Here is a 14,586-nt window from a genome sequence, read left to right as displayed (position 1 = left end):
CTAAAGCGGATCTACATCGAATAGGATGCGCACTCGCTTGTATTCTTGAGTGCGGGTCTGAAGTGCTGTGCGAATGGTATCGAGTATATTGCGCGCTGCAGATACGGAGAATGAGAGAGGAAGACGAAGGAGCAATTCGCGAATGAATGCATTCCTAAGACGGGAGATGGGGGGCACTAAAACGGGGGAGAGACTCTGCTCCGGCAGATGGGCTGCCAAAGAGGCGGCATAGTCGGAAGCGATTCGCTCTGCGAGATTCTCTTCGCCTGCTCGGAACTCGATTCGTATCAGCCGGCTAAAGGGAGGGAAGAAAAGCATTTGCCTCTCCTCCAGTTGTTCTCCGATAAAAGCCTTATAATCACCTTCTCGCAATAAATCCGCAAAGGAGTTGCCCGGATTATTCGTTTGTACATAAAGACGGGAGGCTCGGCTCCTAAGCATGAGCTGATAGAGCAGCTGATAAGCTCGCTCGTAGGCGCGGAAATCCGGGAAACCCAATATGCTGTCCAGCTGCGTGACGGCCACAAGTCCTACATGCTCGTTATAGGGCTGTCCTTTGATCAGCTGGGTGCCGACAAGTATATCCACCTCTTTCGCCTCCAGACGCGCCAGGGCCCCGTCCATCTTCGTCCGGCTCATGGCCATATCGCTGTCCATTCTGAGGATGGAGGCGGTAGGGAAACGTCTTTTAAGCTCTTCCTCTATTCTTTCGGCTCCATACCCCACGGGTTGCAGGCTGCTCGGCCCTCCTGCACCCGATGCCCCCTTGCAGGAGGGGCAGATGCGCGGAAGGGGTCTGCTGTAGCCGCAGTAATGGCAGACGAGCATACCGGAATGCTTGTGATAGGTGAGACTCACGTCGCAGTGGATGCAACGGAGCTTTTCTCCACAAGAGCTGCAAATGATATACGGAGCGAAGCCTCTGCGATTTTGGAGGATGACGGCCATTTTTTTTTGCCGAATCGTCTCTTCAATCGCTGAGACGAGGGGGAAAGAAAGCAGGTCGCCTGCTCCGACCTGTCTTTGACGGCGCATCTTGCCCATGTCTATGACTTCCAAATCGAATCGGGGGCGAACCCAATCGTCCGGCCACGCAATCAGTTCACAGGCTTTGTGGCGAACTTGGTGGAGCACCTCGGCGGAAGGAGTGGCCGAAGCCAACACAACGGGACATTCGTGGAGTCTGCCGAGTCGAGCTGCCACCTGTCGCGTATGAAATCGGGGGGCAGGATCCTGCTGCTTGTAGAGGTATTCCTGTTCCTCGTCCACGATGATCAATCGCAAACGACGGAATGGCAGGAAAAGAGCCGATCGAACACCGAGCACCACACAAGGATCTTCCGTTGCGGCCAATCGGTTCCACACTTCTACCCTTTTGGCATCGCTTTCAAAGGCATGATAGGATAGCAAACGACTGCCCAGTCTCTCGGCCATGCGTGTGGACAGAGTATCGCTTCCTGCTCGTTTGTTCGCTTCCGGAGAGAGGTACAGGACTTGACCTCCTGAACGGACAACTGCTTCCGTCCAAGCCAAGAGTTGTTTTTCTTTGCGTCGAAAGTCATGCGTATAGAGGAGAGAGAGCGGTTTTTGAGGCAGGGGAGCCGATACTGCGGAGTCTGTAGAACTCTCTTCCGATCGAATGGCTTTATCTTCCTCTTGGGGCTGCTCCCACAGGCGGTACTCACCTCCGCCGGCCGAATACATGACCGAGTGTGTAACAGATTCGGACAGAAAGATTCCTTTCTTTTTCAGAGCGGAAAGGGTAACTGTAGCATGAGGCTCGGACTCCGCCAGTAGCCTTTGCGGTATGGGAGAGGAATATGGGAGGGAGTGCTCTGTTATCAGCTCTGCCCAGCGAAGCAAAAGGGCGGATTGCTTGGGAGCACGATGCAAACTATCCAGAAGTGAGGCAAAACCCTCTTCCGTCCGGAAAGGCTCTGCCAGACGAACGAATGCTTCTGTCTTGGCCTTGTACCGGTTTTTTACTTCCTCCTCCAGCCGTATGGCTCCTCGTTCCACCAAGGAGGTAAAAGCGCGAATCGCTCGTTTGCCGACAGCCTTTTGCAGGGCATCAAGCGTGTAGGTTCGCCCTTTTGCCAACTCCAAAATATCGAGTAGCTCCTCTTCATCGCGACTAAGCTGGCTGTCGGCTTCGAAGTCCGTATTATAATGGATGACGGTACGACTCTCAGGAAGTAATGCCGCAGGCAGAGCAGCACGGAGTACTTCTCCCTGCGTACATATGTAATAAGCCGACAGCCACTGCCACAGACTCAGCTGTGAGGCAGTGACTGACGGCTTATCGTCAGGCAGGAGGAGAACCTCCTTGAATGAAATTTGCAGGTTGGGACGCTTGTCGGACAGTCCGATGATAATCCCCGTATAGTATCGCTTGGCTCCGAAAGGTACTACGCAACGCATCCCCACGACGGCCTTCTCGGCCAACTCCTCGGACAATCGGTAGTGAAAACTACCCTCAAGAGCCAAGGGAATGAGGACTTCGGCATAGCGCATAGCTATCTTCTCCCTTTCATCTCGGAGTCATGGCTATGATTCCGCTTTCAGATATTCGTGCATGGCAGCTGCTGCTTTCCGTCCATCGCCCATCGCCAATATCACAGTGGCTCCGCCACGAACGATGTCACCACCGGCAAAAACATCGGGGAGAGCAGTCTGATTGCTCTCATTGACGACGATGGTTCCTTTGCTTGTCACTTCAAGACCGGAAATAGTTCGGGGAACGAGTGGATTGGGCGATACTCCGATACTTACGATCACTTCGTCCACGGGGATCTCCTCGATAGTCCCCGTGATCGCAACAGGACGACGACGACCACCTGCATCCGGCTCGCCAAGCTCCATCTTTTGCAGGCGCATCGCAGTTACTCGACCCCGTTCATTGCCGATATATTCGATAGGATTGTGCAGCGTCAGGAACTCTATTCCTTCCTCTTTGGCGTGCTTCACCTCTTCCAGTCTTGCCGGCATTTCCTCTTCGCTGCGTCGATAGACGATCATGGCACGCTCGGCTCCGAGGCGTTTGGCCGTACGGACGGAGTCCATGGCCGTATTGCCGCCCCCGATGACAGCTACATTCTTGCCCTTGAAAACGGGTGTGTCGCTATCGGTTTGGCTCGCATGCATCAGATTGACGCGCGTCAGATATTCATTCGAGGACATGACACCTACAAGGTTTTCGCCCGGGATATTCATGAAATTGGGCAGACCGGCACCACTTCCTACGAATACACCGCGAAATCCTGCTTCATGCAGGTCATCGTACGCGATCGTTCGGCCGACAATCGTATTCGTTTCAAAACGTACGCCCATCTCTTCGAGGAGATTGATCTCCGAATCGACTATGCTATTCGGGAGACGAAATTCGGGAATTCCGTACTTGAGCACTCCTCCGATTTCGTGCAGAGCTTCGAATACGGTCACGTCATAGCCCAACTTGGCCATGTCTCCGGAGAAAGAAAGTCCGGCCGGACCGCTTCCGATCACAGCCACTTTGATACCGTTGCGAGGAGCCATTTCGGGAACTTTGAGTGCACCCTGTTCGCGTTCGTAGTCTGCGGCAAAGCGTTCCAAGAAACCGATGGCAACAGCCGGTTTGTTCATCTTCGTATAGATGCAGCGGCTTTCGCACTGCTTCTCCTGCGGACAGACACGTCCGCACACCGCAGGCAAAGAGCTTGTCTCCCGCAGAGTAGATGCCGCAGCCAGTATATCGCCTACTTCTATCTGCTTGATAAAGGTCGGGATATTGATACTCACGGGACAACCCTCCATGCAGCTCGGTTGCGGACAATCGAGACAGCGAGAGGCTTCAGCCATAGCGGCTTCGCGAGACAGACCGCGATTGACCTCTTCATTGATCTTGGAGCTACGGTAGAGAGGGTCGAGTTCGGGCATTTCAGCTCGTGGACGCGACATGCGTTCTTTATTTTTGAGCGTGTTGCGCAGCTCCTCTCTCCATGGCTCGGAGCGGCGCAGTCGGATAAGTTCTTCTGTAGTCATATCAATAAGGCAGAAAATAAGGTTATTCCATCTCTCGGTATGCGCCCAAACGCATGATCATCTCATCGAAATCCACTTGGTGTGCATCGAATTCAGGGCCATCGACACAGACGAATTTCGTCTGTCCTCCCACGCTTATGCGGCACGCCCCACACATACCGGTGCCATCCACCATAATCGTATTGAGCGAAGCTATGGTCGGTATCTCGTATCGTTTGGTCAGGAGAGAAACGAACTTCATCATCACGGCCGGCCCGATCGTAACGCATAGGTCTACCTTTTCCCGTTTGATAACGCTTTCCACTCCATCCGTTACGAGGCCTTTCGTTCCGTAAGACCCATCGTCAGTCATGATGATCACTTCATCGCTATTGGCTCGCATCTGTTCTTCAAGGATAACCAGATCTTTAGTTCTGGCAGCCAACACGACAATTACGCGGTTGCCTGCTTTGTGGAAAGCCTCCACGATCGGGAGCAAAGGAGCCACACCCACACCGCCTCCGGCACAAACCACTGTGCCGACCTTTTCGATATGCGTACTCTGTCCCAGCGGACCTACCACATCCGTGATATAGTCGCCGACTTCGAGTTCGGCCAATTTCTTGGAAGATTTGCCCACGGCCTGAACCACTAAGGTAATGGTACCGCGCTTTATGTCAGCCTGTGCAATAGTCAGGGGGATGCGTTCGCCTTTTTCTCCAACGCGGATGATTACAAAATGTCCTGCTCTTCGCGATTTGGCTATACGAGGAGCCTCTACTTCCAGCTTGATCACATTAGCCGAGAAGTATTCTTTGGATACGATTTTATTCATAGTAACAGTCACATTTGCCCGCTGCTAACCGAAGCGTTCGGTCGCAAAGGTAAGAATAATCCGGGGGGAGTAGACAGGACAAAGAAAAGGACACCTCCGTTAGAGAGCCAAGGGAGCGTGGCAGTCACATGGGAATACCATCGGGGGAAACGGATAAATATGGTAGTTTTGTCTGTAAATAAGTAAGCATAAACACCATAATGCGCATTGATATAATCACCGTGCTGCCCGAAATGATCGAAAATACACTCAACTGCTCGATCATCGGGAGGGCACAAGAAAGAGGACTGCTGGAACTGAAGCTGCACCAGCTTCGCGACTATTCCACCGATAAATGGAAACGTGTGGACGACTATCCATTCGGTGGAGAGCCTGGCATGGTGATGCAAATAGAACCGATCGACCGGATTATCACCGAACTGAAAACCCAGAGAGAATACGATGAGGTGATATTCACGTCTCCCGACGGTGAGCGTTTCGACCAACCGATGGCGAATGAACTGAGTCTCCTATCCAATTTGATTGTTCTTTGTGGACATTATAAGGGGATAGACTATCGTATCAGGGAACATTTGATCACTCGTGAGATTTCGATCGGCGACTACGTGCTCACCGGCGGAGAGTTGGCCGCCGCCGTGATGACCGATGCCATCGCTCGGCTCATCCCCGGAGTCCTGAACGATGCCGGCAGCGCACTGTCCGACACCTTTCAGGACAATCTGCTGGCTCCTCCGGTCTATACCCGCCCGGCCGAGTACAGAGGTTGGCGAGTGCCGGACATTCTGCTCAGCGGACATGAAGCCAATATCGCCAAATGGCGTCTCGAACAGGCTGTGGAGCGGACTAAGCGGTTGCGCCCCGATTTGATAAAAGACTGATCCCGCTCACCCCTGATTCTGCGATACGCTTATGAAGATGATAGAATGGCTCACAAGCAAACTGCCCGATCGGGCACATGTTCGCTCCATCATATTCGGCATGAATACCCCCACGGGACGCCTCTTCGATATTCTCCTGCTATGCCTCATCCTTCTGAGCGTCATTGTCGTTTCTGCCGAGAGTACCGTAGGCCTGTCCCATAGCACGAGGGATTTTCTGCTTTGGTGCGAGTGGGTTATCACCATTGTATTCACCATCGAATACATCCTGCGCATCTACTGCCTTCATAAGCCGTGGCGTTACATCCTTTCCTTTTACGGCATCATAGACCTCATCTCCATCCTTCCCTCCTATATAGGCCTTATCTATAGCGGAGCACAGGTATTGATGGTCTTCCGTATCCTTCGACTGCTGAGGATCTTCCGTATCCTGAGCCTGAACAACCTTGTCTCCGCAGGTGATATGCTCGTGCGATCCATACGTGCCAGTATGGCCAAGATTATGGTCTTCATGCTTTTTCTTCTCCTGCTCGTCACCATTCTCGGCTCGGTCATGTACCTGATCGAAGGGAGGGTCAATCCCAATTTTTCCAGCATCCCCAAGTCCATCTACTGGGCTATCGTCACGCTGACCACCGTAGGCTATGGCGATATTACCCCCGTCACGGCCGTCGGTCAGTTGGTATCTACGATAGTGATGCTGCTGGGTTATTCCATTATTGCCGTACCGACGGGAATCATTTCGGCCGAGATGACCAAATCCAATCGCGCCGACTCCATGGTCGCATTCGACACACCCATCCGCTGTCCGCGCTGCAACAAACGCATCCGCAGGCGCAAGGCTCGCTACTGCGACCAGTGCGGCTACTCCCTTTTTACACATGGTCATACAGTAGTCCCCAACACCTATAAACCGGAAGGGGATACCGGCAGCAACGAATAGACGCCCCCTCCGATCTCCCCCTCTCTTCTCACCATCTACAAGTCAAAGTCTAGCAGTCAGCCGACTAGCTTACAGATCCGACTTCTTCCCGTACCCGCTATACTTATATCTGTAACGGTAATCGATACCGAGCAGACTGCCTGCAAAGGTGCTCACTTCTCCGTAAGCAATCAGCACGCTCGAATCGATTTCCCCCACAGGAGGGACAAAGAAGCCGATGAACAGCAGTAACAACCCGACCAAACACAAGAGAACGGCCAAGGCGAGGTGCATCCTTATCCTTCGTTTCATAGCCGACTGTATTCTGCGTGTACATCGAAACAAGGGCACGCCTTCATCCATTCGTCGGGAGTAATGCTCCCGTCGTGATTGCGATCGTAGCTCAAGTCGCGATGGCCGACTATTCTTGCCTGTGGGTACAGGTTTCTCAGCTGCATCAACAAACGCCTCAGGGCAGCCTTCTGCTGCGGAGTTCGCGTATCGGCCGGCTTGGCCGCCGAATTGAGACCTCCCTCATAGCAGACACCTATACTGCAGAGGTTGTACCCTTTGGCATGTGCTCCCGGCTCTGTCGTCGGTCGTAATGCTTCCGTATCCCCGTTGCGACGGATGTAGAAGTGATAACCGGCCGAGCGAAACCCTCGTGTCCGATGGTCGCGATCGAGCTGAAGCGATGTGTAGGCCATATTGGATCTCGTGGCCGAACAGTGGATGACTATATATTTGATGGTATTCATTGTTTTGGATGTTGATAGATGAAAAAATTAGACTCATTATAGAAAGATAAAGGCCGGAGACAAAAGCAACTTCCCTGTCTCCGGCCTTCCAATTAGATTCGCGTCCCTGCTTGAACACAGGAGGAATACGGATCAGGATTAGAGACCGCCGCCTCCGCTGCCTTGCTCACCGCCACCCTCGGGAGAATCAGGAACAGTGGGAGTACCTCCTTGCTGTTCTCCGGGACGAACCAGGTTGATCCCTTTCAGTCGAATCTGCCGACAGGCGCGGCGAATATCGCCACCGGGCAGGAAGAGCACCCGCGCTCGGCGGATGTTTTCCACGGTAAACTCCTCTCCTTCTTTGGCGGCTTTGGAGCTGAGACTGATCCGGAAGCGACCCAATTCTCCCAACGAGATAGCCCGTCCTTGCTTGAGCCCGGTGATGACAAGACCCGTTACCGTATTGATGATAGAGCGGACATCACCCTCACTCACCGCGGAGATTTTGCTTGTCAGATCGCAGATCTCGGACAAATCCATATCTCCCGTTTTCAGCGTTTGGGCGTATCGAATCTTCGCCGGCTGTCCGTTGATCATCACTTTACGTTCTTTTACTTTGAATGAAACTGCCATAATAATTTTTGTTGTTTAATAGATTGATGAAATAATACTGTCGGCACTTCGGTTTGTTGCTATCGGATGGCCATCCATGCTTTCGTTCCTTTTTGCTGACGATGCAAAGGTAGAACGGCCCGTTTGTACCCGGGAATCGAACTGCATCCTGCGGCTTCCTGTGGTATCCTATGGCCGTCTTCGGCCTTCTTCTCGGTCGATTTCGTTTGTCGAGGGGAGCCGGATTGCTCCTTTTTATACGCGCACGACCGGGAAAGCAGTGGGAATAATGCACTCAATCCAAGTCAGTACTAAAAAAGAAAGAGCCTCATGGGATAGGCAGTACGATCCCATGAGGCACCAAACCGGATACCGGCAATGACTAAAAGCGGTAGCCAATACCCACGAAGAAGTCACGATTATAAGCGTATTCGTTATTCCCCTTTTCTCTCAGTGCAGTCGTCGAAGAGGATTGTCTCTTGTCTTTCAACCCGGGAATATCAGAAGCTCCACCCGATACAATATCCGCAAATCCATGTTCATAGCCTATCTGTACATAATAACGCTTATAGTGGAATGCGGCTATGATGTTTGCCCCGATGTCCCAGCGGGTATTCGTTGGGCCACCAATCGCAGGACCAAAAAAATCTGTGCTGTAGTTGTTCGGCTTCCAACCTTCAAACTTCTGCCGATATGTACCATATATACCGTATGCGAGGAAAGGACCCGCTTCGATCGAAACAGCCATGTCATTCATCAGGTCGAACCGTATGCCGGCATTGATCGGCAGTTGCAGATAGTGCAAGCGAGTGGAAACCTTCGTAATATAGTTGATTTGAGGCTCCATTTCGGGTATATCCCATTCGGTTTTGGAGCCCTTCATCGTATAGTTCAGCCCGGGAGCCAAATAGAATCCACCTGATCCAATCTTGAATTCGGCAGCTACTCCGACCCTCAAGCCGACATTCATTTTGGTATCCCACACATACCCGTCTCTTTTCATGCTCTGATTGCTGCCTACGAAGTTGGCATCTACGCGAAGTGCCGGGCGGCTTTGCCCGATGGCCATAGTGACCGAAGCAAGTAGCACAAGGGTTACAGTAAAAATCCTTTTCATTTCTATTCGTTTGATTGGTTATCTACACCCTCTTTATTTGTTCTTTAATACGGATAGAGGATTTTCCAATTCCTCAACCAATAGATCGACCCTTGTGCAAGGGTTGTGATTGGCATAATCTTTATCCTTGTGATTCGAACGAAGTCTTTTTGCACATTCCTTTGCTAAAATTCCATCTCCATGGTCTTTCAATATGTTGTAAAAGGAAGGATCATTCTTATTGTATCGGAAAGAATTATCATTAAGTCGCTTTTGTATCAACTTTTCAAGTTTGGAAATGTAAGCATCACGGCTGATAGGTACATCCAGATATTGGAAATGGAGAAGGAACCACAATTCAAAAGCTTCGTTTGTCCAAGCGCATCCGAAACCATAGCTTTTTGCAAGGTCGATAGCTCGATTAAAATCATCAAAATCGTCTTTATCAAAGACAACCCAAATCCGATCAAAGCCTAATTCACGTTCTTTTTCAAGATCATCCCGAATCTCTTTGGCTCGTTCGACTAATGCACAAGTAGAACAACCTTGTCCCCTAATCTCTGCCTCTGCCTCTGCGTCGCGAACTTCCGAATAGTGGTTGCCAATCAAAGCCTTAAAATAGTTGGGTTCCGTCTTTTGTCCTTCACAAACAATCAAGAATCGGACTATTATGTCCCGAGTATTCTTTTTGCGTTTTTTTGCGGCTTTTGCTTCTCGCTTTTCACGTTTTAGTCGTTCTATTTCTCTTTTTGGCGGTTGTCCCATGGCTCTACACTTGAAAAAATGAACGGGATAGCTCCATAACGTCCGTTAATATAGTCGTTTTGAAAACTCCGATCTTTACGAACTTTTATTCCTTCTGTATCTCGAAACTCTATCAATGAATAAAGATCGGAGGATTCTGTCCTGTCTTTTTCCGTGAACCAGATTTGATCACGGCGTAAATAATCGCCCTTCAGCAGATTTGTGTCGTGAGTATTAAAGATCAACTGTGCCCCGTTGGGATTTGTCTCCGGAGACATAAACAACTTCAGAATACTTCTGGTCAAAAGGGGGTGGAGTTTGGCATCTAATTCGTCTACCAGCAAAACAGAACCTTCTTTCAATGTGTCGAATAAAGGGCCTGAAAGCTCTATGACTTTCTTGGTCCCTTCCGATTCCATTTCATCCTTGGCGAAAATTTTTTCCTCGACCTGATTACCGTCTTGGTCATACACCCAATGAGAAGTTTTGATTTCTAATACGCTTCGGCCATCGAATTCTTTCAATATGAATTCTTTCAGTTCATCCGGTACTTCCTTGAGTACATCGTTCGAAAGAGGTTGCTCTGTGACGATCAAGTCTTTGAATCCTAACTGCGTGCGACGGAAGAAGTCTTTGGCTTCATTACATCCTTCCGGATTTTCTTTGAGCATTTTCAGGGTAAAGCCTTCATAACCCTGTTTTTCTACACCCGAAATAAGATTGCAGTGCTGAAACCAGTCCAAAATAGAAGATGATTTCTTTCCATTTAGCTGCGCACACAAGGACACAAAAAGTCTATTCCCGAGCGTAGCATCTGCTTTGCCATCACCTTCCGGAAATCGTTTCTTGGATATTTCGAACTCGCTTCCGGCACGAAGAAACAAATTGAACTCCCTCTCCTTTTCTTGCTTTTCATATAGCCACTCACTAATGATACGGGTTTTATCATACTCGAAACCATATCTGTATTTTACACCGTCTTTCAAAAATTGTATTTCAAAAGAAGTTGGTTTTTGGGCAGATTCCCTATCCAACATAAACGGGTCGAAACGAAGCGTATCCTGAGGGTTCAATTTTACCGAATCCAATACGATGCTACGCATTTTGGCCAAAGCAAAAAGAGCATTGCTTTTTCCACTTGAATTGGCTCCGTATAAAACGGCTGCCGGAAGGAGTTTGTAAGCTCCTTTCCTAATGACAGATTTGGAAAGTTCTTTGATGGCAGAAGCTTCCATGCTCAAAGTTTTTTCATCTCTGAATGAGCGGAAATTCTTAAAAGTGAAGTTGACCAACATAACTCACACAATAATTATTTGAGGGCAAAGTTATCTAACAAGCCCGGAAAAGCAAGAAAAACGAGAAAAAATCTCACAAAAAGCAGTCTTGCGTTCTTTGCAGGGAGCAAAAGATACACCATAAGAAAGATTGTAGACAAAAGAAGAATAACAAATCTCGAGCCAAAAATCGTCGGAAAGTCGCGCCGGAATCTTGAAAAAGTCGCGCCAAAATTTTTTCGTTTTGGTTCGGGTTTTGAAAAAATCTCGCGCGAGAGCGGAATTTTTCTCGCGCCACGTTTTTAGGAATGGCAAACAATAGTTTTCACGGACGAGAATGCAGAGCGAGGAGAGATGGCTGCAATGCTTTTGTATTGTTCGTCAAGGAGTAAAACCGCGCAAGAGGTTTTGTTCCTTCTTCCTGTGGCGCGTCGGAGCGGAGGAGACCGCGAGGGCGGCTTTTGGCTGAGGGAGAAGTATCGGTCGAAAACAGTATTTTTGTGGCCAAAGCACCTACATTTCTTAGGGTTATGAGAAAGAACCGTTTCGGCCGATTGCAGCTTGCCGTCGTGGCAGCTGTCATTATAGGCTTGTGGATGCTCTCGGCATGTGCCAATATGGGTACGCCGGAGGGGGGGCCTTATGATGTGACGCCCCCGCGTTTGCTCAAGGCTACGCCGGCAATGGGTAGCACGAAGCAAACAGGCAATAAGATCTCCCTCCTATTCGATGAAGCTATCCAGATATTGAAACAAAACGAGACGGTGATCGTCTCGCCACCACAGATCAAACAGCCGAAAATATCCGTCTATGGCCGCATGCTGACCATCGAGCTGCGCGACAATCTTCGCGACAGTACCACCTATACGATCGACTTTACCAACGGTTTGGCCGACAACAACGAAGGGAATATCCTGGAAAACTTCTGCTATGCTTTTTCCACCGGCGATGTACTCGATTCGATGCAGATCGGCGGCCGGGTGATCGATGCCCTGACGTTGGAGCCGGTGGCAGGTGTCTTGGTCGGCATTCACGATTCGGAAGCGGATACGGCTTTCACGAAGACTCCTTTCCTGCGTACTACGCTGACGGGAGAGGACGGCTCCTTCACGTTGAAAAATCTCCACGACGGCCGCTACAAAGTCTTTGCCCTTCAGGATGCCGATCGCGACTACGCCTATAGCCAGTTGTCCGAAGGCGTTGCTTTTTCTCCGGATTGGTACAGTACCGAGGTGGCAGATGATGCCTTGCCTTCGGATACACTCTTGGCCAATGCCGATACCCTTATGCCGGTGGATTCGGCAATGGCGGAAAAAGGGAAAACATCCACTCTCCAGGAAACACCGGCCGAATCGGCGGCAGCGAATACATCGCTTCGGCAACAGCCTGTCCGGTATCGCCCCGACAACGTTCTGCTCCGATTCTACACCTCCGACTTCCGGCGAGAATATCTATCCAAGAAAAGTCGTCCCGATTCCGTACAAGTATCCCTGCTGTTCAATACAAGACCTGACACCATCCCGGCACTGCACCTGCTGGGAGAGCAAAAGGAAAAAAACTGGTATTCGGCTATCAGAAAAGGTGAGAAAGAGATCGTCTACTGGCTGACGGATAAAGAAATCTATAGCCGAGACACTTTGGCCTTTTCGGTCACTTACCCCAAAAGCGACTCGCTCAACATTCCACGACCACAGACGGACACCCTGCGGATGGCCAAGCCGAAACCCTCCGTACAACGCCGTCCGAAAGACGAAGCAGCAGCCTCTTCTGCTCCTCTTATGAATATATCCATCAAGAATAGTAGCAGCATAGCATCGGGTACTCCGGGCGATACCATCAGTATCATAGCGTCCCAACCGTTGGCTCTCGTGGATACGGCAGGCGTTTCCGTAGCACGTCAAGCGGATAGCTTGTGGCGCGATGTCCCGTTCAAGCTCCGTCCCGATTCGCTCAATCCACTGAAGTTCTTCATCGATGCCGGCTGGCAGATGGGGCAAAGCTACCGCATACGGATCGACTCGGCCGTCTGGCGAAGCGTGTACGACCGGTGGAACGCCCCTGTGGAGCAGATGTTTTCGTTCCTTCCGGAGGAGGACCTCAGCAGCCTGCTGCTGAAGCTGTCGGGAGAGGCTGACAGTACTGCCGTAGTGGAACTGCTGAATAAGGGGGGAGAGCCCGTGGCGACAAAGAAAGCGGAACGGGGAGAAGTCCTCTTCCCGCACCTCAAGCCCGATGTCTACTATGCGCGCCTGTTTCTCGATGAGAATGGCAACGGTCGCTGGGATGCCGGCAACTACCCAACAAAGCAGCCCGAATGGGTGTTCTACTACCGCCAATCGTTTACCCTCAGGAAGAACTGGCAGCAGGTCGAAGACTGGGTAGTCACCCGTGAGCAGTATGCCGATCAGAAACCGGAAGCTATCCGAAAGGTAAAGCCCGCGGAGAAGCAAAAGCGCGACCTCAACAGGGAATACGAGGAGCGAATGGCTCGCAGATCGAAGAAAAAGAATAAGAAGTAACAAAGCATCATATCCTCCTCTGCGCAATCATCGTCCGATGTAGAGGGGAAGAATCACCACATAATGAAACAAAGATTTTCGACTATCGGCATACCGCTCATATTCGTTTTGGGAGCATTGCTGTCGGGATGTTACGGATTCGATCCGATCAAGGATAAACAAAACAAGCTGAAAGAAGAACTCAATAACGGAGGCAACGAGGCTTCGCCCACTCCTCCGGAGGGACAGTCGGTATTCGATGTCCGTTTTTCTTTCGAGAAGTGGTCGGACACAACTCCTGCCCTGCCGTTGGGAGAAGGGGGATTTTCCTCCTCTTTTTGGGCTTCTGCCAGCAACGAGGGATTCAAGGCTATGCCCAATCCCACACTGCCGTACCCCGTCACACTCGCTGACGAAGGTTATCAGGGTCGTTGCGTGCGGATGCTTACCCGACCCGGGATCAAGGTATATGGCATGGGTAGCTATCTGGTGGCTGCATCGCTTTTCTCCGGTAAGGTCGATGTGTCGAAACTGATCTCTGCCCCACTGGAAGCCACTTACTTCGGGCACAGAGTCCGCCAGCGTCCGATTCGGTTGCGAGGTTACTATCGATACAAGGCCGGAAGCAAATACATCGATGGCAGCATAGGGCCGGATGCCGTGCTGGAAGGCAAAGACCAATGCACGATCGCCGGCGTATTCTATGAAGTAACTGAAGATACGCCCTACCTGAATGGCAAGAACCTCTATGCGGCACCGTCTATCGTATCCATTGCCAAAGTGATAGCGGATGATACGGATGGATGGCAGCCGTTCGATCTCACGTTCCGATCCGTTGGCAATAAAGTCGTGGACTTGGCCAACAAGCAGTATCGCTTGGCTCTGGTCTTTTCGTCTTCATCGCGTGGAGACGAGTATATCGGCTCCGTGGACAGCGAACTGCTTGTCGATGAAGTAACCCTTACGCTGACTACTTTACCCGAATAAA

The 14,586-nt window shown here is 50.7% G+C and carries 14 protein-coding genes and 1 pseudogene; 5 read left to right on the top strand and 10 right to left on the bottom strand.

Annotation, left to right across the window (positions count from 1 at the left end):
* From priA to HQ50_RS02895, 3 genes are read right to left on the bottom strand one after another with little or no spacing between them, the layout of a single operon-like run.
* Positions 1 to 2,514 (bottom strand): primosomal protein N', encoded by a 2,514-nt coding sequence (priA, locus tag HQ50_RS02905; RefSeq protein ID WP_039428188.1) that lies wholly within the window; start codon positions 2,512 to 2,514, stop codon positions 1 to 3.
* A gap of 33 nt (positions 2,515 to 2,547) precedes the next feature.
* Positions 2,548 to 4,020 carry an NADPH-dependent glutamate synthase gene (gene gltA, locus HQ50_RS02900; protein ID WP_039428187.1) on the bottom strand — a complete coding sequence of 491 codons (1,473 nt, stop codon included), beginning with the start codon at positions 4,018 to 4,020 and terminating at the stop codon, positions 2,548 to 2,550.
* A gap of 22 nt (positions 4,021 to 4,042) precedes the next feature.
* Positions 4,043 to 4,834 (bottom strand): sulfide/dihydroorotate dehydrogenase-like FAD/NAD-binding protein, encoded by a 792-nt coding sequence (locus HQ50_RS02895; protein WP_039428185.1) that lies wholly within the window; start codon positions 4,832 to 4,834, stop codon positions 4,043 to 4,045.
* A 200-nt stretch (positions 4,835 to 5,034) separates the two neighbouring features.
* On the opposite strand from HQ50_RS02895, the gene trmD reads away from it, so the two are divergent.
* Entirely contained in the window at positions 5,035 to 5,712 is a 678-nt protein-coding gene (trmD, locus tag HQ50_RS02890) for a tRNA (guanosine(37)-N1)-methyltransferase TrmD (protein WP_039428183.1), read from the top strand.
* Positions 5,713 to 5,743: 31 nt separating this feature from the next.
* Positions 5,744 to 6,655 (top strand): ion transporter, encoded by a 912-nt coding sequence (locus HQ50_RS02885; RefSeq protein WP_018964494.1) that lies wholly within the window; start codon positions 5,744 to 5,746, stop codon positions 6,653 to 6,655.
* A gap of 69 nt (positions 6,656 to 6,724) precedes the next feature.
* On the opposite strand, the gene HQ50_RS02880 is transcribed toward HQ50_RS02885, so the two are convergent.
* From HQ50_RS02880 to HQ50_RS10595, 7 genes and pseudogenes are all read right to left on the bottom strand, one after another.
* Positions 6,725 to 6,946: a hypothetical protein gene (locus tag HQ50_RS02880; RefSeq protein ID WP_018964495.1), complete on the bottom strand. Its 222-nt coding sequence runs from the start codon at positions 6,944 to 6,946 to the stop codon at positions 6,725 to 6,727.
* Positions 6,943 to 7,392, bottom strand: coding sequence for an N-acetylmuramoyl-L-alanine amidase (locus tag HQ50_RS02875; RefSeq protein ID WP_018964496.1), 450 nt, complete (start codon positions 7,390 to 7,392; stop codon positions 6,943 to 6,945). Before HQ50_RS02875 ends, HQ50_RS02880 begins: the two co-directional genes overlap by 4 nt.
* 138 nt (positions 7,393 to 7,530) lie before the next feature.
* Positions 7,531 to 8,007, bottom strand: coding sequence for an HU family DNA-binding protein (locus tag HQ50_RS02870; RefSeq protein ID WP_039418786.1), 477 nt, complete (start codon positions 8,005 to 8,007; stop codon positions 7,531 to 7,533).
* A 361-nt stretch (positions 8,008 to 8,368) separates the two neighbouring features.
* Positions 8,369 to 9,103, bottom strand: a complete 735-nt coding sequence (locus HQ50_RS02865) for an outer membrane beta-barrel protein (RefSeq protein ID WP_039428182.1) — start codon at positions 9,101 to 9,103, stop codon at positions 8,369 to 8,371.
* A 33-nt stretch (positions 9,104 to 9,136) separates the two neighbouring features.
* Positions 9,137 to 9,847, bottom strand: coding sequence for an RloB family protein (locus HQ50_RS02860; RefSeq protein WP_018964499.1), 711 nt, complete (start codon positions 9,845 to 9,847; stop codon positions 9,137 to 9,139).
* Positions 9,820 to 11,121 carry an ATP/GTP-binding protein gene (locus tag HQ50_RS02855; protein WP_018964500.1) on the bottom strand — a complete coding sequence of 434 codons (1,302 nt, stop codon included), beginning with the start codon at positions 11,119 to 11,121 and terminating at the stop codon, positions 9,820 to 9,822. Before HQ50_RS02855 ends, HQ50_RS02860 begins: the two co-directional genes overlap by 28 nt.
* 30 nt (positions 11,122 to 11,151) lie before the next feature.
* Positions 11,152 to 11,334 (bottom strand): annotated as a pseudogene (locus tag HQ50_RS10595) (hypothetical protein); the annotation flags it as partial.
* On the opposite strand from HQ50_RS10595, the gene HQ50_RS12475 reads away from it, so the two are divergent.
* The 3 genes from HQ50_RS12475 to HQ50_RS02845 all read left to right on the top strand — a co-directional run bounded on the left by HQ50_RS12475 (position 11,315) and on the right by HQ50_RS02845 (position 14,585).
* On the top strand, positions 11,315 to 11,422 hold the full coding sequence (locus HQ50_RS12475; protein ID WP_369794162.1) for a DUF1661 domain-containing protein: 108 nt from the start codon (positions 11,315 to 11,317) through the stop codon (positions 11,420 to 11,422). The pseudogene HQ50_RS10595 and the gene HQ50_RS12475 overlap by 20 nt on opposite strands.
* 208 nt (positions 11,423 to 11,630) lie before the next feature.
* The gene (locus tag HQ50_RS02850; protein ID WP_039428180.1) at positions 11,631 to 13,619 is read left to right on the top strand and encodes an Ig-like domain-containing protein; all 1,989 of its coding nucleotides are present in this window, start codon (positions 11,631 to 11,633) and stop codon (positions 13,617 to 13,619) included.
* 63 nt (positions 13,620 to 13,682) lie between these two features.
* Positions 13,683 to 14,585 (top strand): PCMD domain-containing protein, encoded by a 903-nt coding sequence (locus HQ50_RS02845; RefSeq protein WP_039418779.1) that lies wholly within the window; start codon positions 13,683 to 13,685, stop codon positions 14,583 to 14,585.
* The last annotated feature ends 1 nt before the right edge of the window (position 14,586 follow it).

Origin of the sequence: Porphyromonas sp. COT-052 OH4946, assembly GCF_000765965.1 — a bacterium.
Taxonomy (GTDB): domain Bacteria; phylum Bacteroidota; class Bacteroidia; order Bacteroidales; family Porphyromonadaceae; genus Porphyromonas; species Porphyromonas gulae.
This window is presented reverse-complemented; position numbering and strand designations above follow the sequence as displayed.

What these genes read in the sequence shown, in the direction of transcription:
- HQ50_RS02860 (WP_018964499.1), bottom strand. Translation starts at nt 9,847, where the DNA reads ATGGGACAACCGCCAAAAAGAGAAATAGAACGACTAAAACGTGAAAAG.
- gltA (WP_039428187.1), bottom strand. Translation starts at nt 4,020, where the DNA reads ATGACTACAGAAGAACTTATCCGACTGCGCCGCTCCGAGCCATGGAGA.
- trmD (WP_039428183.1), top strand. Translation starts at nt 5,035, where the DNA reads ATGCGCATTGATATAATCACCGTGCTGCCCGAAATGATCGAAAATACA.
- HQ50_RS02870 (WP_039418786.1), bottom strand. Translation starts at nt 8,007, where the DNA reads ATGGCAGTTTCATTCAAAGTAAAAGAACGTAAAGTGATGATCAACGGA.
- priA (WP_039428188.1), bottom strand. Translation starts at nt 2,514, where the DNA reads ATGCGCTATGCCGAAGTCCTCATTCCCTTGGCTCTTGAGGGTAGTTTT.
- HQ50_RS02855 (WP_018964500.1), bottom strand. Translation starts at nt 11,121, where the DNA reads ATGTTGGTCAACTTCACTTTTAAGAATTTCCGCTCATTCAGAGATGAA.
- HQ50_RS02850 (WP_039428180.1), top strand. Translation starts at nt 11,631, where the DNA reads ATGAGAAAGAACCGTTTCGGCCGATTGCAGCTTGCCGTCGTGGCAGCT.
- HQ50_RS02895 (WP_039428185.1), bottom strand. Translation starts at nt 4,834, where the DNA reads ATGAATAAAATCGTATCCAAAGAATACTTCTCGGCTAATGTGATCAAG.
- HQ50_RS02880 (WP_018964495.1), bottom strand. Translation starts at nt 6,946, where the DNA reads ATGAAACGAAGGATAAGGATGCACCTCGCCTTGGCCGTTCTCTTGTGT.
- HQ50_RS02845 (WP_039418779.1), top strand. Translation starts at nt 13,683, where the DNA reads ATGAAACAAAGATTTTCGACTATCGGCATACCGCTCATATTCGTTTTG.
- HQ50_RS02885 (WP_018964494.1), top strand. Translation starts at nt 5,744, where the DNA reads ATGAAGATGATAGAATGGCTCACAAGCAAACTGCCCGATCGGGCACAT.
- HQ50_RS02875 (WP_018964496.1), bottom strand. Translation starts at nt 7,392, where the DNA reads ATGAATACCATCAAATATATAGTCATCCACTGTTCGGCCACGAGATCC.
- HQ50_RS02865 (WP_039428182.1), bottom strand. Translation starts at nt 9,103, where the DNA reads ATGAAAAGGATTTTTACTGTAACCCTTGTGCTACTTGCTTCGGTCACT.